At 62.9% G+C, this 22,162-nt stretch carries 16 protein-coding genes; 7 read left to right on the plus strand and 9 right to left on the minus strand.

What is annotated here, in order from left to right; genetic code table 11:
- Nucleotides 1-7: 7 nt before the first annotated feature.
- The 3 genes from AC07N6_RS08075 to AC07N6_RS08085 all read left to right on the plus strand — a co-directional run bounded on the left by AC07N6_RS08075 (nucleotide 8) and on the right by AC07N6_RS08085 (nucleotide 7,643).
- Nucleotides 8-4,087 (plus strand): beta strand repeat-containing protein, encoded by a 4,080-nt coding sequence (locus AC07N6_RS08075; RefSeq protein WP_494779795.1) that lies wholly within the window; start codon nucleotides 8-10, stop codon nucleotides 4,085-4,087.
- On the plus strand, nucleotides 4,074-5,615 hold the full coding sequence (locus AC07N6_RS08080; protein WP_494779796.1) for an argininosuccinate lyase: 1,542 nt from the start codon (nucleotides 4,074-4,076) through the stop codon (nucleotides 5,613-5,615). The genes AC07N6_RS08075 and AC07N6_RS08080 overlap by 14 nt, the downstream gene beginning before the upstream one ends.
- A 111-nt stretch (nucleotides 5,616-5,726) precedes the next feature.
- Entirely contained in the window at nucleotides 5,727-7,643 is a 1,917-nt protein-coding gene (locus AC07N6_RS08085) for a peptide transporter (RefSeq protein ID WP_494779797.1), read from the plus strand.
- 108 nt (nucleotides 7,644-7,751) lie between these two features.
- Here AC07N6_RS08085 and AC07N6_RS08090 read toward each other — a convergent pair whose 3' ends face one another.
- The 3 genes from AC07N6_RS08090 to AC07N6_RS08100 all read right to left on the minus strand — a co-directional run bounded on the left by AC07N6_RS08090 (nucleotide 7,752) and on the right by AC07N6_RS08100 (nucleotide 10,245).
- Nucleotides 7,752-7,958: a hypothetical protein gene (locus AC07N6_RS08090; protein WP_494779798.1), complete on the minus strand. Its 207-nt coding sequence runs from the start codon at nucleotides 7,956-7,958 to the stop codon at nucleotides 7,752-7,754.
- Between the two features lie 104 nt (nucleotides 7,959-8,062).
- Nucleotides 8,063-8,800, minus strand: coding sequence for a transporter (locus AC07N6_RS08095; RefSeq protein WP_494779799.1), 738 nt, complete (start codon nucleotides 8,798-8,800; stop codon nucleotides 8,063-8,065).
- Between the two features lie 512 nt (nucleotides 8,801-9,312).
- Complete coding sequence (locus AC07N6_RS08100; RefSeq protein WP_494779800.1) at nucleotides 9,313-10,245, minus strand: HDOD domain-containing protein; 933 nt, start codon at nucleotides 10,243-10,245, stop codon at nucleotides 9,313-9,315.
- Between the two features lie 329 nt (nucleotides 10,246-10,574).
- On the opposite strand from AC07N6_RS08100, the gene AC07N6_RS08105 reads away from it, so the two are divergent.
- The gene (locus tag AC07N6_RS08105) at nucleotides 10,575-11,372 is read left to right on the plus strand and encodes a transporter substrate-binding domain-containing protein (RefSeq protein ID WP_494779801.1); all 798 of its coding nucleotides are present in this window, start codon (nucleotides 10,575-10,577) and stop codon (nucleotides 11,370-11,372) included.
- A gap of 167 nt (nucleotides 11,373-11,539) precedes the next feature.
- On the opposite strand, the gene AC07N6_RS08110 is transcribed toward AC07N6_RS08105, so the two are convergent.
- The 4 genes from AC07N6_RS08110 to AC07N6_RS08125 form a co-directional block, all read right to left on the minus strand.
- Nucleotides 11,540-12,346: an oxidoreductase gene (locus AC07N6_RS08110; protein WP_494779802.1), complete on the minus strand. Its 807-nt coding sequence runs from the start codon at nucleotides 12,344-12,346 to the stop codon at nucleotides 11,540-11,542.
- 40 nt (nucleotides 12,347-12,386) lie between these two features.
- Entirely contained in the window at nucleotides 12,387-15,455 is a 3,069-nt protein-coding gene (locus AC07N6_RS08115) for an efflux RND transporter permease subunit (protein ID WP_494779803.1), read from the minus strand.
- On the minus strand, nucleotides 15,452-16,552 hold the full coding sequence (locus tag AC07N6_RS08120; protein WP_494779804.1) for an efflux RND transporter periplasmic adaptor subunit: 1,101 nt from the start codon (nucleotides 16,550-16,552) through the stop codon (nucleotides 15,452-15,454). Before AC07N6_RS08120 ends, AC07N6_RS08115 begins: the two co-directional genes overlap by 4 nt.
- A gap of 88 nt (nucleotides 16,553-16,640) precedes the next feature.
- Entirely contained in the window at nucleotides 16,641-17,258 is a 618-nt protein-coding gene (locus AC07N6_RS08125) for a TetR/AcrR family transcriptional regulator (protein WP_494779805.1), read from the minus strand.
- A gap of 91 nt (nucleotides 17,259-17,349) precedes the next feature.
- Between AC07N6_RS08125 and AC07N6_RS08130 the strand changes: the two genes are divergently transcribed.
- From AC07N6_RS08130 to AC07N6_RS08140, 3 genes are all read left to right on the plus strand, one after another.
- A complete protein-coding gene (locus AC07N6_RS08130; RefSeq protein WP_494779806.1) occupies nucleotides 17,350-18,813 on the plus strand; it encodes an efflux transporter outer membrane subunit in 1,464 nt (487 codons plus the stop codon).
- A gap of 297 nt (nucleotides 18,814-19,110) precedes the next feature.
- Complete coding sequence (locus AC07N6_RS08135; RefSeq protein WP_494779807.1) at nucleotides 19,111-19,494, plus strand: TetR/AcrR family transcriptional regulator; 384 nt, start codon at nucleotides 19,111-19,113, stop codon at nucleotides 19,492-19,494.
- A gap of 811 nt (nucleotides 19,495-20,305) precedes the next feature.
- Nucleotides 20,306-21,061, plus strand: a complete 756-nt coding sequence (locus tag AC07N6_RS08140) for a YoaK family protein (protein ID WP_494779808.1) — start codon at nucleotides 20,306-20,308, stop codon at nucleotides 21,059-21,061.
- Between the two features lie 94 nt (nucleotides 21,062-21,155).
- Here AC07N6_RS08140 and AC07N6_RS08145 read toward each other — a convergent pair whose 3' ends face one another.
- Complete coding sequence (locus tag AC07N6_RS08145) at nucleotides 21,156-21,482, minus strand: KGG domain-containing protein (RefSeq protein ID WP_494779809.1); 327 nt, start codon at nucleotides 21,480-21,482, stop codon at nucleotides 21,156-21,158.
- Nucleotides 21,483-21,780: 298 nt separating this feature from the next.
- Nucleotides 21,781-22,149, minus strand: coding sequence for a hypothetical protein (locus AC07N6_RS08150; RefSeq protein WP_494779810.1), 369 nt, complete (start codon nucleotides 22,147-22,149; stop codon nucleotides 21,781-21,783).
- Nucleotides 22,150-22,162: the final 13 nt, after the last annotated feature.

Genomic DNA, 22,162 nt, shown 5'->3' on the forward strand with positions numbered 1-22,162 from the left:
AGACGCGATGCACACTTCTTCCACATTCCGCCGCGCGCGCCATGCGGCCCCGCGCCTGCCGGCCCTGTCCCCGATCGCGCATGCGGCGCTGTGCGCCTGTTTCGGCCTGGCCCCGCTGTCGGCCCTGGCGCTCGACGCCGGCGCCCTGCCCGGCAACGGCCAGATCGTCGCCGGCAGCGGCGCCATCGCAACCGCGGGCAATACCATGACGGTGACGCAAAACAGCGACCGCATGGTGACCAACTGGAATACCTTCAACATCGGCAGCGCCGCCACCGTCAACTTCAAGCAACCCACCTCGTCCTCGGTGGCGCTCAACCGCGTGCTGTCCAGCGATGCCTCGCAGATCATGGGCGCGCTCAACGCCAACGGGCAGGTCTACCTGGTCAATCCGTCCGGCGTGCTGTTCGGGGCCGGGTCCTCGGTCAATGTGGGCGGGCTGGTGGCCAGCGCGCTCAACATCTCGGACGCCAACTTCATGGCCGGCAAGAACGTGTTCGAGCTGGATGGCGGCAGCGGCGCGGTGATCAACCTCGGCAACATCACGGCCGCCGACGGCGGCTATGTGGCGTTGCTGGGCGCGCAGGTACGCAACGAAGGCGCCATCGCCGCACGGCTCGGCGCGGTGGTGCTGGGCGCGGGCGAAAAGATCACGCTCGACTTCAATGGCGACGGCCTGATCAGCATGGAGGTCAATAACGCCACCGTCAACGCCAGCGTATCCAACGCCGGCTTGTTGCAGGCCCGCGGCGGCACCGTGCTGATGACGGCGCACGCCGGCAATGCCCTGATGGCCGAAGTGGTCAACAACAGCGGCATCATCGAAGCCACCAGCCTGCAGCAGCGCAACGGCGTGGTGGTGCTGGACGGCGGCAACAGCGGCGTGGTCGCCAACGGCGGCACGATCGACGTTTCCGGGCGCGATGCCGGCCAGACCGGCGGCACGGTGAAGCTGCTCGGCCAATACGTCGGCATGTTCGACGGCAGCCGCATCGACGCCTCGGGCGACGCCGGCGGCGGCACCGTGCTGGCCGGCGGCGACTACCAGGGCGGCAACGGCGTGTTCCAGGCCAGCGCCGCCTACATGGATGCCAATGCCTCCATCAACGCCGGCGCACTCACCTCGGGCAACGGCGGCAAGGTGATCCTGTGGTCGACCGGCAGCACCCGCTTCTACGGCGACATCAGCGTGGCCGGCGGCGGCGGCACCGGCGCCGGCGGGCTGGTGGAAACCTCGGGCCACTACCTCGACGTGTTCGGCGCGGTGAACCTGTCGGCGGCGTCCGGCCAGGGCGGCACCTGGTTGCTGGATCCGTACAACATCAACATCACCAGCGCCGCCAATGCCGGCGGCGCCACCAGCACCAGCCCGTTCACCTCATCCGGTTCGGCCAGTTCCAACCTGAGTTCGGCCACGCTCAACGCCTCGCTGAGCGAAGGCGCCAATATCCTGGTCTGCACCACCTCGGCCGGCGGCACGTCCGGCGACATCAACGTGCTGGACAACGTGAAGGCGGTCGGCAATGCCACGCTGACGCTGCAAGCGCACCGCAACATCGTGATGACCAATACCAGCATCGCCAACGCGGATGGCAAGTCGCTCAACGTCTCGCTGTATTCCAACTTCAACAACACCGGCAACGGTTCGGTGTCGCTCAACAACGCCAGCATCGCCACCAACGGCGGCAACCTGACCATCAGCGGCGCGGTCTCGCCCGGCAGCTCCTATGCCAGCACCAATGTCTCCAATGGCGCCGGCGTAGCCATTACCAACGGCAGCAACATCAGCACCAACGGCGGCAGCATGACCATCCGCGGGGCGACCTCATCGTCGCTGGCGGCCGGTTCCACCGCCAACGCCACCCAGATCTCCGGCAGCACCCTCGATGCCGGCGGCGGCAATATCACCATCGTCGCCTTGCAAGCCAGCGCCGGCGGCACGGGCGATGCCTTTGTGCTGACCGGCGGCGGCAAGATCGTCACCAGCGGCGCCGGCTCGATCAGCATCGACAGCACCAACCTGGGCAGCGGCAACGCCACCCGCATCTTCAGCACCGGCAACACGATCGCCGCCACCGGCTCGGGCAACGTGAGCATCAGCGGCAATGCCACTTCCGGCTATGGCGTACTGGTCTGCTCCACCGCTGCCGCCTCTTCGCAAAACATCAGCGTGGGCAGCGGCAACCTGACCATCCAGGGCAACGGCAACGGCTTTGCCGGCAGCGGCCGCGGGGTATATCTGGCCGCATCGGGCAACGGCGCGGTGGCGCTGGCGGCCGCCGCCGGCGGCAACATCGCCATCAACGGCAACAGCAGCGCCAGCCGCGGGGTCGATATCGCCTCTTCCGGCGCCAGCTCCAACATCAGCATGCGCTCTGCCGGCGGCAATATTTCCGTCACCGGCAATAGCGGCGGCAGCTATGGCACCTTGCTCAATTCGAGCGGCGCGACCTCGTCGATCAGCCTGGCCACCAACGGCAACATCGCCATCACCGGCAACAGTGCCGGCGGCACCACGCCGTCCCTGGCGCTGATCGCCTCCGGCAACGGCACCGCCTCGGCGCCGGGCGCGCAGATCAACGTCCTCAGCACCGCCGGCAACGTCACGCTGACATCCAACAATACGCAGGTCAACACGAGCAGCGGCTCCTTCAAGGCCCTTTCGCTGGATGCCGGCGGCCAATATGCCGCCATCAACCTCGGCGCCGGCAGCGGCCAGTTGCGCCTGGACGGCACCAGCGCCTCGGGACGCGGCGTGGATATCGCCCCATCCGGCGCCAACGCCTCCATCAACCTGGCCACCACCAGCGGCGACATCGTCATCAACGGCAACAGCACCAACAGCTTCGGCGGCTACGGCATCTTCTTCAACTCGACCGGCGGCTCGCTCGGGGTGAACGTTGCCACCGTGTCCGGCAACATCACGCTGACCGGCGACTCGGTCGGCACCTCGGATGCGATTGCCTTGGGCGGCAACGGCACCGCCTCGGCCAACCGCATCACCTCGCAAGGCGGCAACATCACGCTCAACGGCAATTTCCATTCGCCCAACATCCCCGAGCTGGACCACGGCATCGCCATCCTGGCCGTCACCAACGTGATCAGCACCACCGGCAGCGGCAACGTCACGCTCATCGGCAACGCCGCCGACCAGGGCAATGGCGTGGCCTTCTACGGCAACGGCAACGCCACCGTCAGCGTGGAAAACGGCCGGCTTTCCATCACCGGCAGCAGCGGTTATGGCAACGGCATCGGCATGCAGACCGGGGGCAACACGATCCGCGCCACCGGCAGCGGTTCGGTGGCGCTCAACGGCAGCTCGGCCTATGGCAGCGGCATCAGCCTCTATCCGTCCGGCAATGCCAGCGCCAACACTATCGCCACCGTGAGCGGCGACATCGCGCTGACCGGAACCAGCGGCGCCGGCTCTTCCGCCGCCGGCATCCTGATCCGCTCGGCTTCGTCGGCGGCGGCCAACGGCGTTTCCATCTTGTCGGGCAGCGGCAATATCAGCTTGTCGGGAACCGGCAACGGCTCGGGCGAAGGCATCTCCTTCGTCGGTTCCAGCAGCAACGGCTTCAATACCATCGCCACCGGCGGCAGCGGCAACATGAACATCAGCGCCGCCAGCAACGGCGCCTATGGCCTGCGTTTCAGCGGCGGCACCAACACGCTGCGGGTCAACGACGGCGTCCTGGCCATTACCGCCAGCGCGCCCAATGGCAAGCCGATGGGGCAAGCAGGCGACATCACCACCATCGCCGCCATCGGCAAAGGCGTCGTGGTGCGCAACCTGGGCGGCATCACCAGCAATATCCTGACCGATACCAGCACCGCATCGGCCACCGGCTTCCTGCAGACCAACCAGATCAACAACGGCTGGATCGCCCCGCCGCCCGCGGCCATGCGCATGACGCCGATCGGCAACCAGGGCGACCGGGTCAGCATCGACCTGGCACAACTCACTCCCTTCAACGCCGGCATCGGTATCGCGCCGGCGTCCGATGCCGAGGCCGGCCAGCGTTCCGGCAACAGCCCTTCCCGTTCCAACTCATCCACAGAGAGCCAAGACAATGAAAACCAATGATTTGCACCCAACCCCGATCCGTACCCCCGGCAAGCTGCGCCAGCTGGCCGTACTAAGCCTCGCGGCCCTGGCGCTGGCGCCGGCCCTGGCCGCCGACAAGGCCGGCACTGGCCCGCACGATTACTTTTACTTTCTGGGGGAAATGAACAAGGCCTCGACCGTGATGACGATCGAGAACAAGATCGTGCCGCCGGCGCTGGGCAAGAAGATCGTCAAGGCGGTCGACCAGGTGATCAAGGATGGCGACCAGCCCGGCGCCAAGCGTCCCGCCGACTACCTGCAGTATGAGCCGCTGATCCTGGCCTACGCCGGCCCGGACGGCTCGCGCATGCATTCCGGCCGCAGCCGCCAGGACATCCTGTCCACCACGCGGCGCCTGATGCAGCGCGAGCGCGTGCTGAACCTGATGGAGCAGATGAACAAGTCCAAGGCGGTATTTCTGAAGTTGTCCGCGGACAACCTGGATACCATCGTGCCCGCCTACACCAACGGCGTGCAGGCGCAGCCGACCACTTACGCGCACTACCTGCTGGCCTTCGCGGCCGCTTTCGGGCGCGACGCCACGCGCGTCAAGGAAGCCTATGCGCGGCTGAACCTGAACCCGCTGGGGTCGGCCGCGCTGGGCACCTCCAGCTTCCCGGTCGACCGCAACCGCCTGGCCGAGCTGCTGGGATTCGACGGCCCGGTCGAGAACTCTTATGACGCCGCCCAGCTGGGCGCGCTGGACATGGGCGTGGAACTGGTCGGCATCTGCAGCAACGCCGCGCTGACCATGGGCATCCTGGTGCAGGACATGCATACCCAGTACCACAATCCCTACCCCTGGATCATGATCCGCGAGGGCCGCCTGACCGGCACCTCCAGCATCATGCCGCAGAAACGCAACCCTTACGGCCTGAACGTGTTGCGCCTGCAGGCCAGCGACGTGGTCGGCGGCGCCATGACCTTCCAGGTCGAAGCGCATAACGTCACGCCCGGCATGCCCGACTACAAGCGCGACCAGGTGGAAAAGACGCTGGACCTGACCGCCAACGCCTTCGGCAAGCTGGCCGACCTGATGAGCAACCTGGTGATCGACAAGGCGCGCGCGCTGGCCGAGGTGGATGCCGATTACTCGACCACCACCGAGCTGGCCGACATCCTGCAGCGCGACTCGGACGTGCCGTTCCGCGTCGGCCACCACTTCGCCTCGGATCTCGTGACCTATGGCCGCAGCAACAAGATCAAGCCGGCCGACATCCCGTTCGACCAGGTGCAAAAGATCTACGGCGATGCGCTCAAGGCCTTCGACTTCGAGCATGGGCAGTTCCCGCTGACGCAGGAGCGTTTCCGCCAGGCGCTGACGGCACAGAACATGATCGAGTCCAGCCGCGGCCTGGGCGGCCCGCAACGCGCCGAAGTCGAGCGTATGCTGGGCGCCGAGCGCGCGCGCCTGGCGCAGGACGAGCTGTGGCTGAAGGGCCAGCGCGACAAGCTGGCCGCGGCCTCGGAGAAACTGGACCAGGCGTTCTACAAGCTAGGCCAATAAAAGACAAAAGGAAGCAAAAGGAAGATTTAACGCCCGGCTGTGGAGCTGGCGGCGGACGCACTTCGGCGGCACAATGCCGGGTGCGTCCTTTTTTTATTCTTGGATGATCCGATGACGGCCAACACCGACGACCTTTTCTCGCTGGAAAAATTCGAATACCTCTGCTACGCGCGCCAGCAGGAACCGGCCGCGCGCGAACTGGTGCGCCTGCTGGCGCTGATCGACCGCAACTACGGCAAGCTGGCCGGCAACTTCTCGCTGTCGGTCTCGCCGGCGGTGCCGGCCGCGGCGCTGGAGCAGCATGTGCTCACGCGGATCACGAGCGCGATCTCGGCGCTGTTCTCGGATCCCAGCTTCCATATCAGTCCGGACGGATTCGGGCAGTTGATCAATTTCCAGCGCTGGCTGTCTGCGCTGTTCGGCGCCAGCCCTTTCATCAACTGCGACCACATCCTGCGCTCGCTCAACCTGGGCGGGCCGGATGCCAAAGACTTCCAGGTCAAGCCGCTGGACCTGGTGAAGTTCTGCATCCTGTATTCGCCGGAGTCGGAACTGCCGCTGGATGCGGACATGCTGTGGCGCCAGAACAAGCCGCTGGCCGCGGCCTTGTTCATGGCGCTGCTGTCGCCGCGCTTCCTCGGCACGCCGGCGGCGCACTCCAAGCGCGAAGCCCTGCTCGGCTGGCTGCCCGACCGCCTGCAGGAACTGGACAGCCTGGACGGCCTGCCGATCGCCGTGCTGCACGATGTCTACATGCATTGCAGCTACGCCGACCTGCCGCAGCGCCACCGCATCAAGGGCGCCATCAACGTGCTGATCGAAAAGAAGCTGCGCGAAGCCGGCATCGGCGATATCGACAACTTCGACGATGTTGACGATATTGACAATGTCGGCGCTGCGGCCGGCGCTGCCGGAAAGCCGGTACTGCTGGTGTTGCTGGAGTGGTTTTCCGGCGGCCATTCGATCTACCGCACCCACTCCAAGACGCTGGAAGCGGCGCGGCGCCACTTCCATGTGGTGGCCATCGGTTATGAAGCCAACACCGACGCGCTGGGGCGCGCGGTGTTCGATGAATTCGTCGCCTTCGAGAAACCCGGCGACATGCTGGCCTGCCTGGCCCAATTGCGCGCGCTGGCTGTCGAGCGCCGGCCGCAGGTGCTGTACATGCCCAGCGTGGGCATGTTTCCGATCACCATGTTCGCCGCCAACCTGCGCGTGGCGCCGTTGCAGGTGGCCGCCCTGGGCCACCCGGCCACCACGCACTCCAAACGCATCGACTACATCAGCGTGGAAGACGACTTCGTCGGCGACCCGGCCTGCTTCAGCGAAAAGCTGCTGCGCCTGCCGGCCGACGGCCAGCCCTACCGCCCCTCGGCGATCCCCTTCAAGCTGCCCGCACTGGAGCGCACCGACAAGCCCTACGTCAACGTCGCCATCGCCGCCACCACGATGAAGCTCAATCCGCGCTTCCTGATGGCGTGCCAGAAGATCGCCGAACTGGCGCTGCAGCCGCCCGGCGGGCAAGCGCCGAAACAGGTGCGTTTCCACTTCCTGATCGGCCAGGCGCAAGGCCTGCTGTACCCGCAGCTGCAACGGCTGATCCTGCGTTATGTGCCCGGCGCCAGCGTTTATCCGCACCAGCCTTACCAGGAATACCTGTCCATCTTCAACCAGTGCGACATGTTCCTGTCGCCATTCCCCTTCGGCAATACCAACGGCATCATCGATGCCTTCACGGTCGGCTTGCCGGGCGTATGCAAGACCGGACCGGAGGTGTTCGAGCATATCGACGAAGGCCTGTTCCGCCGCGTCGGCTTGCCCGGCTGGACCATCGCCGCCACGCTGGACGACTACATCCTGGCGGCGGTGAGGATGGCCACCGATTTCGGCGAACGCGATGCGCTATGCCGCTACCTGGCCGACCCGCAATACCTGCAGCGCCTGTTCGAAGGACGGCCCGAGTCGCTGGGCGATGCCTTGATCGGCTTGAGCCGGCACCGGGCAGGCGCAGGGCATGCGCCAGCTTGAGTTCCTGTTCGCCCTGGACGGCCTCCGGCGCCGGACGCCGCCAAAGAAAAAGCCGGCCGCCTTGCGGCGCCGGCTTTTTCCATTTCCAGCAGTTCCAGTAGTAAGGGCTCAGACGCGGTAGATTTTCTCCCCCGTTTGAACGATCCTGAACTTCTCATTCGACAAAGGATCCAGCGCCCGTCCGTCGGTCAGCTGGTAAGTACGCTGGCCGGCCGCGACAGAATTTCCCGCTTCGTCCAGCTGGATTTGGTACACCTCTACGTGGTAAGGCGCGCCGGTCTTGCCTTTGGCATCGAATTTTTCTACCAGATCCATATTGTCGTCTCCTTAAGCTTGGCCCTGTGCCAAGGTCAAAGATAGCAGATTTGGCGGCGCTTTCCAGACCATCGTATGCTGCACCGCACAGCCGGCCGCCGCAATCAGAAATGCAGGGTCACGCCGAGGCCGAACTGGCGCGTGACTTCCGCCTTGTTCAGGCCGAATTTGGCGCCGATATCGAGGTCGACCGTATCGTTGGGCGACCAGATCAGCCCCACCAGGCCATACGCCGGCCAGGTGCGCCTGGCGCGTTCGGCATTCTGCATGACGCCGGTGTCGGCCACCAGCCGCCACTGCTCATCGAGCGCATACCAGACGGCTGCCGAGGTGCGCCATACCAGCTTGCGCTTGTCGTTATCGTCGCTGTCGAGTTGATAGCGGCTGTAATTCAGGCCGGCATTGCCGTGCAGGGTCCAGGGGCCGAGCTCGTAGGAAGCGATCGCGGTCAGCCCCAGGCCGCTCTTGCCGTTGCCCAGGCTTTTTTCGGCGTTGCCGCTGGGCAGGAACAGTTCCGGCTTGAACGCCAGCGCCAGGCCGTCCCGGTCGTAGTAGCGCCATTTGGCGCCCAGCGAGTAGTCGCCCACTCCGCTGCCGCCGGGCGACTGGAAGGTCAGCGGCAGGTTGGCGAACAAGTCCAGTTTATCGGTCACGCCATAGGTATAGGTGAACGCGCCGACATGCCCGGAGTCGCCGGCCTGCCGGCTCCAGTCGGTGTTGAGTTCAATCTGGTGACGGCCCTCGCCTTGCACGCCGGCGTCGTCGGTGACCAGCGGGTGGGCGGCAAAGGCCTGATTCATCGTTACGCAGAGCAGCCAGGATGCGCACAGGATTTTTTTCATAAACCACCTGTTCATAAAGCGATGCACGTAACGGACGATCCGTGGTCAGGACGCTTGCCGCTCCCCCGCAGCGCGCGCACTGCAGCCGGCAAGGCAGGCGATGTCATGATGAAGTCGGCCCGCTACGCTATTTTGGTTATTGATGACGGCAAGCGCCGCGGCTTCTTGGATGGATGGGACACGATGCCGCTGGCATCTGGCTGACCGCACTCCGGGCCGGAAGTGGAAAATGTGACATGCGCGAGAGCGCAAGCGGGCGGCCGCCATTCAATGCGAGCCGACCATCCGGGATGACGAGTGGCGCCGGTATCGCAAACGGTGCGAAACGGCGGCCGGCATCCACGTCCAGGCCGGGCGCCATACTAGCATTCAAGGCTGACGCTTCAAATACAAAATCGGGAATTGTGCCAATTTCCAACGAATCGTGAGCGGCATGCCGCCGCATACCGCTACCCGCCGCCATTTGCGAGCCGATGCCCGCCTGGGAGTTCGCCAGGGAAACAGCCAGGAAATCAGGCCGGCGATTGCGCCGCTTCGGCGATCTCGGCGCCGATCTCGGGAAGTACCTGGGTTGGGATATTGAGCAGCGCGCCCCAGTCGCTCCAATCCCACGAGACCCTGGAACAGATGTATTCCACGCTCGACAGCGGCAGCGAGAAGCCTGCGGTCAACTGCAGCAGCCAGGGCAGCAAGCGGCTGCGGGTCGCGGCGTCGGCCACGCAGACATCGGCCACGCAGCCGGCCAGCTCCAGTACGCGCGCCAGCGCCTTCTGGCGGTCGTTGTCATCCAGCCCCGATGCCTCCGGGTTTTCATGGTGCAGGACGGCGGTGCAAAACAGCTTGGGGAAATGCCAGTCCTCCATCATGGCCGCCGCCAGGTCGAGGTGGTCGAAGCCGAAAGCTTCCCGTTCCTGCTCCAGCAATTGCGGCCCTTGCGGCTTGGCATGCAGCACTTCGCCATAGCGCTTGGGACGCGCCGAGGCCAGGCCGAGGCGGCCGATGCCGGCCAACAGGCCGTTGGTGAACATCTCCGCCGGCGGGGCCACCAGCAGCATTTCGCCCAGCGCCTGGCCGGCGCATGCCATCGCCGTGGAGCGGCTCCAGAAGGCGTCGTAGTCGAATTCCTTGCAATCGCCGCGGCGCGCCGACTCCGTCAGCGAAATCGCCAGCGCCATCTGGCGCACGGCGTGCAGGCCGATCAGCAGCAGCAGTTCGATGTTGACCGACGCCACCATGCGCCCTTTGTTGATATTGGGGATGTTGGCGATCTGGATCAGGCGGCCGGCCAGCACCGGGTCGCCCTGCACTTGCGCTACCAGCTCGGGCAGCGATATGTCCTCTTGCTGGCACATCTGCATGATATTGAGCCGCACGCCGGACGGCGCGGGCAATACTTCCGAATCCTGCAGTTCACGAAATGTATGGGGCTCGATATAGGTCGACATTCTTTTATCGCCTTCGTTGATTGTCAGGATGGAAAGTCTATTGCGGCACGGCTCCGGTCTCTCAAGACTGCTGTGCCGTTGTGCTGTTGCGCACAGCCCCGATAGGACAGGCCTTAGGATACCGAATCCGCCTGTTTTTTGCGATGCGCAATCGAAAAAATGCATCCCGGCAAGCGCATGGCCGCGGCGTGCCCGACGCCCGAATAAAGCGTATTATCGTCCGCGGCCGCCGCTGCCCAACGCGGCGGCTATCCGTGCCCAGACACAGGATCCATGGCGCAAGCCCACCCAGCCTGCCCTGCATGCATAACCTCAAGGAGAACAATGTAATGAAATCCCTCAAACCGGTGCTGGCAATCGCCTTCGGACTGTTGTCCGCAACCGCCGTGCAAGCCCGCGCCGACGCCATGGCCGACATCCAGAAAGCCGGCGTAGTGCGCATCGGCGTGCCGCAGGACTTTGCGCCGTTCGGCTCGGTCAATACCGACCTGCAATTGCAGGGCCTGGATATCGACGTCGCCAGGCTGATCGCGCAAAAGATGGGGGTCAAGGTGCAACTGGTGCCGGTGGCCAGCGCCAACCGCATCGCCTACCTGCAAACGCACAAGGCCGACCTGGTGATTTCCACCCTGGGCAAGAACGCCGAACGCGAAAAGGTGATCGACTTCTCGCAAGCCTATGCGCCCTACAACAACAGCGTGTTCGGCGTGGCCGCCATCCAGGTCGCCAACGCCGCCGACCTGGCCGGCAAGACCGTGGGCGTGGCCCGCGGCACCTTCCAGGACCTCCAACTGAGCGAGACCGCGCCCAAGAGCGCCACCATCAAGCGCTATGAAGACAACAACGCCATGATCTCGGCCTACGTCTCGGGCCAGGTGCAATTGGTGGGCACCGGCGACTTCGTGGCCTATGCGCTGGGCGAGAAGGCGCCCAATAACAAGCCGGTGCTGAAGTACATCATCCATGAATCGAGCTGCAGCGTCGGCCTGAACAAGGGCGAGCAAGCGCTGCTGGCCAAGGTCAACGAGACCATCACCGCCGCCAAGAAGAGCGGCGAACTCAACGCCATCGTCCAGAAGTGGCTCAACGTGCCGCTGCCGCAAAAGATCGCGACCACTTACCAGTGACGCCAGTGATGCGCAGTGAAGCCCCGGGGACGCAGGCGCGCGCCAGCGTCCCCGGCGCCGTTTGCGGCGCCCTCCCGTCAGAATTTCGACGCTATCCCCTGCCAGCCAGAAGATCAGATAGCAGAATGAACCTGGCAACGAGCCAGGTCCCTCTGGAAATCGATAGATCAAGCAAGACCGAATGTCTTTCGCAAACCTTTCTCGACCGGCCCGGCAGGCATGAAACGGCGCAACTTGGCCAGCAGCGAGGCCTCACCCTTGGGCGTATGCCTCATCCGCCACGCGCCCAGTGCGGCTGCGGTGATCGTGCGCGCCACGCCGATGGGATCGGGAGCCTGTTGCACGTTCTTCCGGATGGCTTGGGAGACCATCTGGAGCTCCTTGTCGTACTCGGCAATCCGCTCCGCCGTCTGAGGTGCATTCGCATCGAGATTGGTCTTGGTAAAGGATGGCTCCACCAGGCTGACGCGGATACCAAACTGGCGCACCTCATGATCCAGCGTCTCTGAGAGGCCTTCTACCGCATGCTTGGATGCCGAGTAAAGCGCCATGTAGGGCGCCGGCAAGAATCCCAGCACCGAACTGATATTGACGATGCGGCCGGAACGCTGGCTGCGCATGTAGGGAAGTACTGCCTTGACCATGCGCAGGACGCCGAAGAGATTGGTATCGAAGAGCTGCTGGGCCTCCACCATCGAAGTCTCTTCCGCCGCGCCAAGTAGCGTTAGGCCAGCGCTGTTCACTAGTACATCGATCCGGCCAGCTTGGCTGACAAGCTGTGCCACACCTTGCTCAATGGCGGCCTCGTTACGCATGTCCATTTCGATTAGCGTGACGCCAGGGATGGCGTGCGCAGATGTCAGATTGCGGACAGTACCGAATACCTGGCAGCCAAGCGCGACGAATTCGCACGCCGCAGCGCGGCCGATACCAGAAGACACGCCAGTGACAAGGACAACTTTTGCGTTCGACATGCTGATCTTTCGATAGATATGGTTGAGTGAAGTACCGTCTTTAGCGCTGCACAGTGACTGGCCGGATCTTGAACCAGATCGAATACATGGCCGGCAGGAAGACCAGCGTGAGGACTGTTCCCGCGAAGGTGCCGCCGATCAGGGTATAAGCCAGCGTTCCCCAGAATACTGAATGCGTCAGCGGAATGAATGCAAAGATCGCGGCCAGGGCCGTCAGGACGACTGGACGCGCCCGCTGCACCGTGGCTTCCACCACTGCACGGAAGGGATCGAGGCCAGCCTGTTCGTTATGATGGATCTGACCGATCAGGATAAGCGTGTTGCGCATGAGGATGCCCGACAGTGCAATCAATCCGACCAGCGTATTGATGCCGAACGGCTGGCCAAATATCAGCAGCGTGGGAACGACCCCGATCAATCCCAGCGGGCTGGTGAGAAACACCATCACCATGGCTGCCATCGAACGTACTTGCAAAATGATGATCAGCAGCGTCACCGCAATCATGATCGGGAAGATCGGCAGCATCGCGACAGTTGCCTTGTCTGACTCCTCGATGGAGCCTGCTTCGACGATACGGTAGCCACTGGGGAGCTTCTCGATGATGGTTTGCAGTTGCTTGGTGATTGCCGTGGAGACATCGGGCGGCTGCAGGCCGTCCGCAATATCGCCGCGAACGGTGATGGTCGGGACGCGGTCGCGGCGGCGCATGATCGGTTCTTCCATGCGCACCTCGACTTTGCCCACCTGGGAAAGCGGAATGCGCTGACCGTTACTGCCGGTCAAGGTGAAATTGCCGATCCTGGCCGGATCCATTCGGGTCGCCCCCGCTGAGCGCGCAGTCACCTGAACGGTGCGGATGTCTTCGCGTACTGCCGTGACGGGCACGCCATTGAGCAGGAACTGCAGCTGCTGCGCCGCCGAACTGGAACTGAGGCCGACGGCTTGCAGGCGGTCCTGCTGCAAGGTGAAATGCAGGGTCGGGACACGCACGCCCCAGTCGGTGTTCACGGTCCGCATCATCGGGCTGGCATCCATGACCTGATGCACTTGCTCGGCAATCCCACGCAAGACCATGGGGTCCGGGCCGGAGACGCGGTAGGCGACCGGGAAAGGCGAATACGGACCGAACACCAAATTGGTGACGCGAACCCGCGCTTCCGAGGCTAGTCCATCGGCCACAGCCTGACGCAGGCGCAGCTTGAGATCCTCGCGTTCGTTCTGGTTATCGGTGAGAACCACGATCTTGGCAAATGAAGGATCGGGCAATTCCGGGCTCATGGCCAAGTAGAAGCGCGGTGCGCCCTGGCCGATATAGGCAGTCACGATCTTTGATTCGGCCTGGCGGGCGAGCCAGGCTTCCACCTTGGCGGTGGCTGCGCTTGTCTGGGTGATGGAGGTGCCATAGGGCATCTGCACTTCGACCAGCACTTCCGGACGATCAGAAATCGGGAAGAACTGCTTCTTGACCATGCCCATTCCAAGTATGGCGAGGACGAACATTGCCACGACCGATGCGGCGACGATCCACTTGCGCGCGATCACCCGGGCCAGCAACTGGCGGAAGCGGTTATATCGCGGCGTATCGTAGATGGCCTCATGGCCACCCTCGACCTTCTTGAAGTCCGGAAGCATTTTCACGCCCAGGTAGGGAGTGAAGACCACTGCCACGATCCACGAGGCGATCAGTGCAATGCCGACGATCCAGAACATGTTGCTGGTGTATTCGCCTGCAGTTGAGCGCGCGAAGCCATTGGGCATGAAACCCACGGCTGTGACCAGCGTGCCCGACAGCATCGGCGCGGCGGTATGGCTCCAGGCGTATGCAGATGCGGCAATCCGGCTGTATCCCTCTTCCATCTTCACCACCATCATCTCGATGGCGATGATGGCATCGTCCACCAACAATCCCAGTGCCAGAATCAAAGAGCCCAATGTGATTCGGTCGAAGTTCTTGCCGGTGGCCAGCATCACCACGAACACCACCGCCAGCGTCAGCGGCACGGCCGCAGCCACCACCAGCCCGACCCGCCAGCCCATGCTCAGGAAGCTGACCAGCATCACCACCAGCACGGCGGCGAAGAACTTGATCATGAATTCATCGACGGCCGAGCTGATGTTGATAGCCTGGTCCGTGACCTTTGTCAGGCTCATTCCCAGCGCCTGCTCCGCATTGATCTGACCGACCTCAGTGTCCAGCGCGCGGCCCAGTTCCAGACCATTCCAGCCATCGCTCATGACCACGCCAAGCAGCAGCGCCGGCTCGCCGCCGTTACGCACCAGGAACGTCGCTGGATCTTCGTAACCCCGCTTGACCACGGCGATGTCCGAAAGCTTCAGCGTGCGGCCCTGCGATATGACGGGAGTGTTGCGGATTTTGTCGAGCTGATCGAAGGCGCCGTCCAGGCGGACAAAGACTTCGGGGCCGCTGGTTTCAATCGAACCGGCGGGTGTCAGGGCATTCTGGGCGCCCAGGGCAGTGAAGATATCCTGGGGAGTGACGCCCAGCGTGGCGAGCCGTTCATGGGAAAATTCGACATAGATGCGCTCGGACTGCTCTCCGACGATGTTGACCTTCTTCACGCCCGGTACATGCAGCAGGCGCTGGCGCAGTTGCTCCGCATCGCGCACCAGCAGCCGCTGCGGCTCGCCCTTCGCCTTGAGCGCATAAAGGGCAAAGGTGACGTCGGCGTATTCGTCATTCACGAACGGCCCCATCACGCCGGCCGGCAGGTTGCGGATCTCGTCGCCGACCTTCTTGCGCGCCTGGTAGAACTCCTCCTGGACTGCGGAGGGCGGCGTCTTGTCCTTCAGCGTCACGGTGGTGAAGGCGAGACCGGGGCGCGTGTAGGTTTCGGTACGATCGTACCAGCTCAGCTCCTGCATCCGCTTCTCGATCTTCTCGGCGACCTGGTCCTGCATCTCCTGGGCGGTGGCGCCGGGCCATGCCGTGACGACGGTCATGACCTTGATGGTGAAGGAGGGATCCTCTGCCCGCCCCAGCTTGAAGAACGCCATGATGCCGGCGACCGAAATGAGCAGGATCAGAAACAGGGTGATGGAGCGCTCGCGTACCGCCAGCGCCGAAAGGTTGAATCGGCCTTCGCTCACGGACGTGCTCCCTCGGTAGTGGCAGCGGCAATCCGCACCGCTTGGCCTTCGCGCAGCAGGTGCGCACCGAGGGCCACGATGCGGTCGCCCCGCTTGAGCGAACCGGAGACGCTGGCGCTGTCCTCATTGAGACGAAGCACCGAGACCGGCCGCCAGGAGGCCTTTCCGGGCTCGCCCTGCACCACCCACACACCGACGCCCTGGCCCTGATCGAACAGCGCGCCGATCGGTACCTGCATGCCGGCCTGCTGTTCTTCGCTCTCAGGAATGCGCACCGTCACCGTCGCCCCCAGCGGCAAGCTGGCCTGCCCGGCATCGAGCAGATAGCGCGCCTCGAAGGTACGCGTCATGCGGTCCGCAGTGTTCGAGAGTTGCCGCAGATGCGCGCTCATCGTGACCTGTTCGGCCCCGAAGAGCGTGGCCGAAGCGGTCGAGCCCAGCTTCGGCCGCATCGTCTCGGGGAGCTGGATCAGCGCTTCCCGGCTACCGTTGCGGGCAAGGCGCACCACCACCTGGCCGGCACTGACGACCTGGCCGGGTTCGGCCACGGTCTCCATCACGATGCCATCGCTGTCGGCCACGAGCTCAGCATAGCGGCTGGCGTTACGGGCGACATCGGCCTGCGCCTCGGCGGCAGTGAGCTGTGCCTTGGCGGCATCGGCGGCGGCTTTTATCTGGTCATAGGAAGATTCGGAAATCGCACCGGTGCCGCGCAAGTCGCGATAGCGCGCTTCGTCGTCGGCCGCTTGCCGGGCCCGGGCGCGCGCGGCCGCCACGGCTTCGCGTTGCGCGCTGGCGCCCAGGTTCAGGTCGACCGGATCGATGCGCATGAGGAGCTGCCCGCGCTTGACCGCTTGGCCGGCATCCACCAGCCGCTCGACCACCTTGCCGGGAACACGGAAGCCAAGATCGCTCTGTACGCGCGCGGCGACGACTCCCGTGAACTCCCGCGCAGGCAGCGAGGCCTCTCCGACTACGGCGATGCGTACCCGGGGCACTTCCGTGCGCGGATCATTGGTTTTCTTGTCAGCGCACGCGGCCAGCGCCAGTGGCAGTGTGCACAGGACGAGTGAAATTGCGAGTCGGCGCCGAAGCATGGGAGCCCTTCCAGTAAATGATCAGGGCTCTCATTCTGTTTCAAGTGACCAATTTAGTCAATGGTCACAATCTGTTTTGATTAACGTTTCATGGGGCCAGACTGCGCAGCACCAGGCTCGACAAGAGGGCCGGGGCCTGCTCGGTGGAATCGAAACTGTATTGCAATAACAACGGATTCATGTACGGACGCATCACCAGATAAGTGGCCATCGCCGCCTCATCGAGAGGCGTCTTGCGCTCGAAGTCTCCCGATTTGCGCCCTTCCTGCAAGACATCGACAAGCAGTTTCTTGGTGCGCTCTTCATAGGCGATCACGGCCTGCCAGCGCTCGGTGGCGGCCGAGGCGGCGATTTCGTAGAGTTTCCGGTCGCGGAAGAACAGCCGCAAACTGGCTTCCGTACTAGCTTTGAAGAGACGACGAAGCTTGTCGGCCGGGTGCTCGGCCTCGGCCACGGCGCGACAAACCTCGTCTTCTATTTCACGCAGGCAATTGGCGCAGATCATTTCGCCGATGGCCTGCTTGGACGCGAAGAACTTGTAGATATAGGCCTTGGAGAAACCGATGGCTTTGGCTAGATCGGACACGGTGGTCTTTTCGTAGCCATAGCGGCTGAAGTGCTCGGTAGCTGCGGTAACGATTTGATCCCGGACTTCATGATCCGCGGGACCCCGGGCAGAAACCGGGTAGGTGCTGGGCTTGTTCATGGGTGACAGCTTACGCCAAGATTCGTGATTGAACAAATTGTGACCAAATGGTATTATGGTCACAATAAATAACTTTTATGGATACTGGACCATGTTGCTCAGACGCCCTCTTTTGGCACTGCTGGCCGCAGGCATGATGTCAGCCTGCTCTGTCGGCCCGGATTATGTCCGCCCCGCCACGACGATACCGGACCAATACCAGGGGCAGGCACTGTTGCAGAGCCGTTCCAGCAGTGCGCCGACCACAGCAGCAGACCTGAGCCAATGGTGGACCGGCTTCCACGATCCGCAATTGACCCGCCTGGTGGCGCTGGCCCTGCAGCAAAACCTCGATCTGGCGCAGGCCAGGGCGCGCCTGCAACAGGCACAGGCCGCCGTGGGGGTGGCCAACGCCGCCCTGCTACCCTCGGCCAACGTGAGCGGCCAGGCCGCGCGGGCTTACCAGTCCGTCGAGACGCCGCTGGGACAAGTCCTCAATTCCCGCCCCGGCTTCGACCGCGACGGCCATGCTTATGCCACGGACCTGAACGCCAGCTGGGAATTGGACATCTTCGGTGGCCTGCGCCGCGGAAGAGAGGCCGCCCTGGCCGAATATCAGGCCTCCGAAGCTGGTTTAGCTGCCGTGCAGCTGGCCGTTGCGGCACAGGTGGCCGACACCTATATCAGCATCCGCGGACTGCAGGAGCGTCTGCGCAACGCGCGCGAGCAGGTGCAGAACCAGCAGGAGCTGCTGGACCTGAACAGGCGGCTGCTGGAGCGCGGCCTGCTGGCGGAAATGCAGGTAAAGCAGATGGAAGGCAGTCTGGCCCAGTTCAATGCCGCCATCCCGGTCTTGAGCACCGCGCTGGAGGTCGCGATGAATGCCATGGACGTGATGTTGGCTTCGCCCCCCGGCACTTATGCCGCCGAGCTGAAAGAAGCTCAGGCCATTCCGCAACTACCGCAGTTCACCGATATCGGCGCTCCCGCGCAGTTGCTGCGACGCAGACCGGACGTCATTGCCGCCGAGCGTCGGCTGGCCTCCGCCAATGCCCGAATCGGCGTAGCCGTCGCCGAGTATTACCCCAAGCTGTCGCTGTCAGGCCTGATCGGCAGCGCCACCTCGGTCTCCAGCGCCAATCTCTTCAGCTCCGGGGCCAGCCAGGCCAGCGGCGCGCTGGGCTTGCGCTGGCGCCTGTTCGACTTCGGCCGCATCAATGCGCAGATCGAACAGGCAAAAGGACAAGAGGCCGAAATGCTGGCTGCCTATCGCCTGGCAGCGCTGAAGGCGACAGAAGACGTGGAGAATGCCCTCTCCGCCCTGACCCGCAGAGAGCAGCAGGCCACCTTCCTGTCGCAAGCCGTGCAATCGCTGAGCCAGTCGCGCGCCTCCACGTTTGCCGCCTACCGCAGGGGCACCGCGAGCCGGATCGATGTGCTGCAGGCAGACGAAAGCGTGCTGCGTTCTACCGATGCGCAAATCCAGGCTCGCGCCGAAGCTGCGCGCGCGGCCGTGCTGACTTTCAAGGCGCTGGGCGGCGGTTGGCAACCACCTGCCAGTTCCGAGGGAGCCTGAACCTCGCTCCGCCTGCTGATTTCGCTGGCGCAGACCAGTCAATTGCTGTGTTTGCGACGAGTTCCCCCCTCGTCTGCAAACATTTCACCCTGCCTTGATCTCCCGTCTTGGCGGGGTGTTTTTTTTCAAAATGAAAGGTGAAGATTTTTCTGAAGAATATATGTTGTGCCCAGCCATGTACTGGATCCGCGCAACATTGGAAGGACTTTTAGAGCAATTTCACTTGGGCCGAATTTCAGGTCCAATTTACCGGCGAGATCATCAAAAATGGAGTCCAAACGAATAACAAGAGCTCAAATGCAAGAGCAGACACGAACCCGTTTACTAGATGCCGCCAACATTTGTATTTCCAAAAAGGGCTATAGCGGGAGCAGCATAGATAACATCACAGAGCAAGCTGGCTATACGCGCGGCGCGTTCTATTCAAACTTTGCAAGTAAGAAAGATCTATTTATAGAGCTGCTTCGCCGCAACGAATACTTAGATCAAATAGTCTCACTGAATCTATCCATGGCAGACTTGAATGACGAAGATCCCAAAAGCATACTGAATTTGGTATGTCTGCATCAACATCTGAACCAAGAGAATACTATTCTTTGGCTTGAAGCAAGTTTGTACGCAGCTCGTGATCTAAATTTTCGACACCGCCTGATCGCTCTCATTCTCGACAAGCGGAAATGACTGGATAAGCTAACGCTAGGCATTGAGTTTTTTTAAAAAATAGAGGCAGCGCCAAAAAGCTGTTGAGTTGCCGCTCGTCGTCGACGCCTTGGAGAGGCCGATCCTTCCTTGTAGGGGTTTTTCTGACGCAGCAATCGGATACTGTCCGATCTGTTTTTTTGCAGTGCGACGCTACTATCCATTCCAACGCACTCGAAACCGATGGACATCAATTTTCAGGCCGGAACGTCCCCCTCCGTCCGACCATGGAAACGTCCTTCCCCAATCGGTTTATTCCCACGAGTCGTTTCATAAGCAGAAATTCATCGGAGATTCCCCCGATCTCCGGCGTCTTATATCCCTCCCCTCAGGCCGCCTCCCCCAGGCGGCCCTTTTTTTGCCTGTCTTTTTGCCTGTCGGGCCGGACTCGGGCAACTGCCGACAATACACGCCGCCCCTTCCACGTCGCAGACGGGCAACGCCGAGGCCATGATTCAGGTCAGCTTGTTGCGGGATGTCTGCCACGCCAGCCCAATGGGAAGTATTCTTATCCCAATTAGGGCCCGCGGCGCCAAGAAAATCATTAACGCCGGGGCACTGGCAATGGCATGGAAAATGCACGCCCACGGCGCTAATGCAGTTCAGTTAAGCCGAAATTTCTCCGTCGCCCTGACGAAGGTCAGGGTCCAGCGTCGTTCAACGGCCATTGAGGCTCAACGAAAGACACTGGATCCCGGCCTTCGCCGGGATGACGATTTGTAGATGGAAGGCTTAACTGAACAGCATTACGCCCACGGCGCAGTTCTTCCGACCCGATAACCCTGAATCCGTCATGCCGATCAATTACTTGCGCCAGCTTACCAGTCCGGCGCGCACCGAGTTATCAAACCGCCATCTCGGCCGTTCGCTGGCGTTCGTCGCCGGCGCCATCAATGCCGGCGGCTTCCTGGCGGTAGGCCAATACACCTCGCACATGTCGGGCATCGTCTCGGCACTGGCCGACGACCTGGTGCTGGGCCAGGTCATCCTGCTGGTGACCGGCGCCAGCGCCCTGCTCGCCTTCACCACCGGCGCGGCGACTTCGGCCGTGATGATCAACTGGGGGCGCCGCCGCCATACCCATAGCGAATACGCCATGCCGCTGATGCTGGAGGCCGTATTGCTGCTGTGCTTCGGCATCATGGGCAGCAACCTGGAAGGGCATCGGCTGCTGTTCGTGCCGGCCACGGTGGCGCTGCTGTGCTATGTGATGGGTTTGCAGAATGCGATGATCACCAAGATTTCCCGCGCCGAAATCCGCACCACCCACGTCACCGGGCTGGTGACCGACATCGGTATCGAGATCGGCAAGATGTGCTACTGGACGATGGCTCCCGGGATACCGGGCGAGCAGTTGCCGGACGACCCGATATCGCCGGCGCGCCGCAAGCTGTTCTTGCTGTCATCGTTGCTGCTGATGTTCTTCCTGGGCGGCGTCATCGGCGCGATGGGCTTCAAGACGGTGGGTTTCCTGGCCACCATCCCGCTGGCGGCCTCGTTGTTCCTGCTGGCGCTGGTGCCGTTGATCGATGACCTGGCGCGGCACTAGGACTGTCGGCGCTCAAAAAGGGGAAAAGGGAAACGAGAAAAAAGAAAAGGCGCCGCGGCGCCTTTTCTTTCGTTGGTCATCCGGCGGGCCGTCCTCAGCCTTGCTGGGGCGGATTGATGTCCGACTGATGCGGCTGCAATGCTTGCGGCGCACTTTGGGTCATCTGCGGCAGCGCCACGGCCATGCTGTCGCCGGCCGCGCCTGAATCGCCGGCGGCGGAAGCGGCATTGGCGCCGTTCTTGCGGCCATGGCTGTTCAGTCCGCCCTTGCGGCCCGCTTCGCGCGCCTCGGCCGAGGTGAACTCGTGGGCGGCGCCTTTGGCATGGGCCGCCTTGCCGCCCATGCTGGCGATCTGGCGCTGCTTGTTCGGATCCATCGCTGCAAAGCCGCGGCTGCTGCCGGGGTTTTGTACATTTGCCATGTCTGACTCCTTTGTCTGGAATAGTCAAAAGTGAAGTGGGAGGTAAACAGAGGGCAGCCGGAGATCCAGGCCTGTCTCGCAGTGATGCCAGGCCGGTTGCCGGATATCGCTGCTGGGGCAAAACCGTCTGTCCACGTCAGCAGTGTAAAAAGCATTCACCGCAGCCACTATCAGAAGAGTCCATCAGGCCATGTAGGCATTGGCTGTAGGAAATGAAGGAAAGCATGAAGATGAGCTTGCCGATTGCTGCCGGCATGCCGGCCGATCCGGAGTCCAAGCGTGCCTGCTGAAGCGGCTTTCAGACGATTTTGCAGGGGATCAGGGCATCTTCGTTGAATCCGTATACCGAGCACAAGCGGTGATAGCCGTCGGCAATGATGACTTTCACGCCGGCATCCCTGACCAGCAACAGGGGCGAAAGCTTGTTTCCCGCGAGAATCTTTTGACGGTCTTTCTCGACGTGCGCATTGCCGCTTCCGAGAAGCGCCAGGCCGGAGGCGCGAAAGATGTCTTTCGCCTTGAAGGTCGACATGGGCGCCTGCCGGAGCTGCTCGACGTAGCGCGCGGCTTTCGCATCGTCATACAGCAGGTTCAGATAGGACTTGGCGGCCGGGTAATCCTGCTCTTCCGGTTCGCTCATCCAGCGGATGTCGACTTTGTCGCTCATGGCGCGTCTCCTG

Source organism: Herbaspirillum sp. GW821-FHT09A12, from assembly GCF_059418325.1.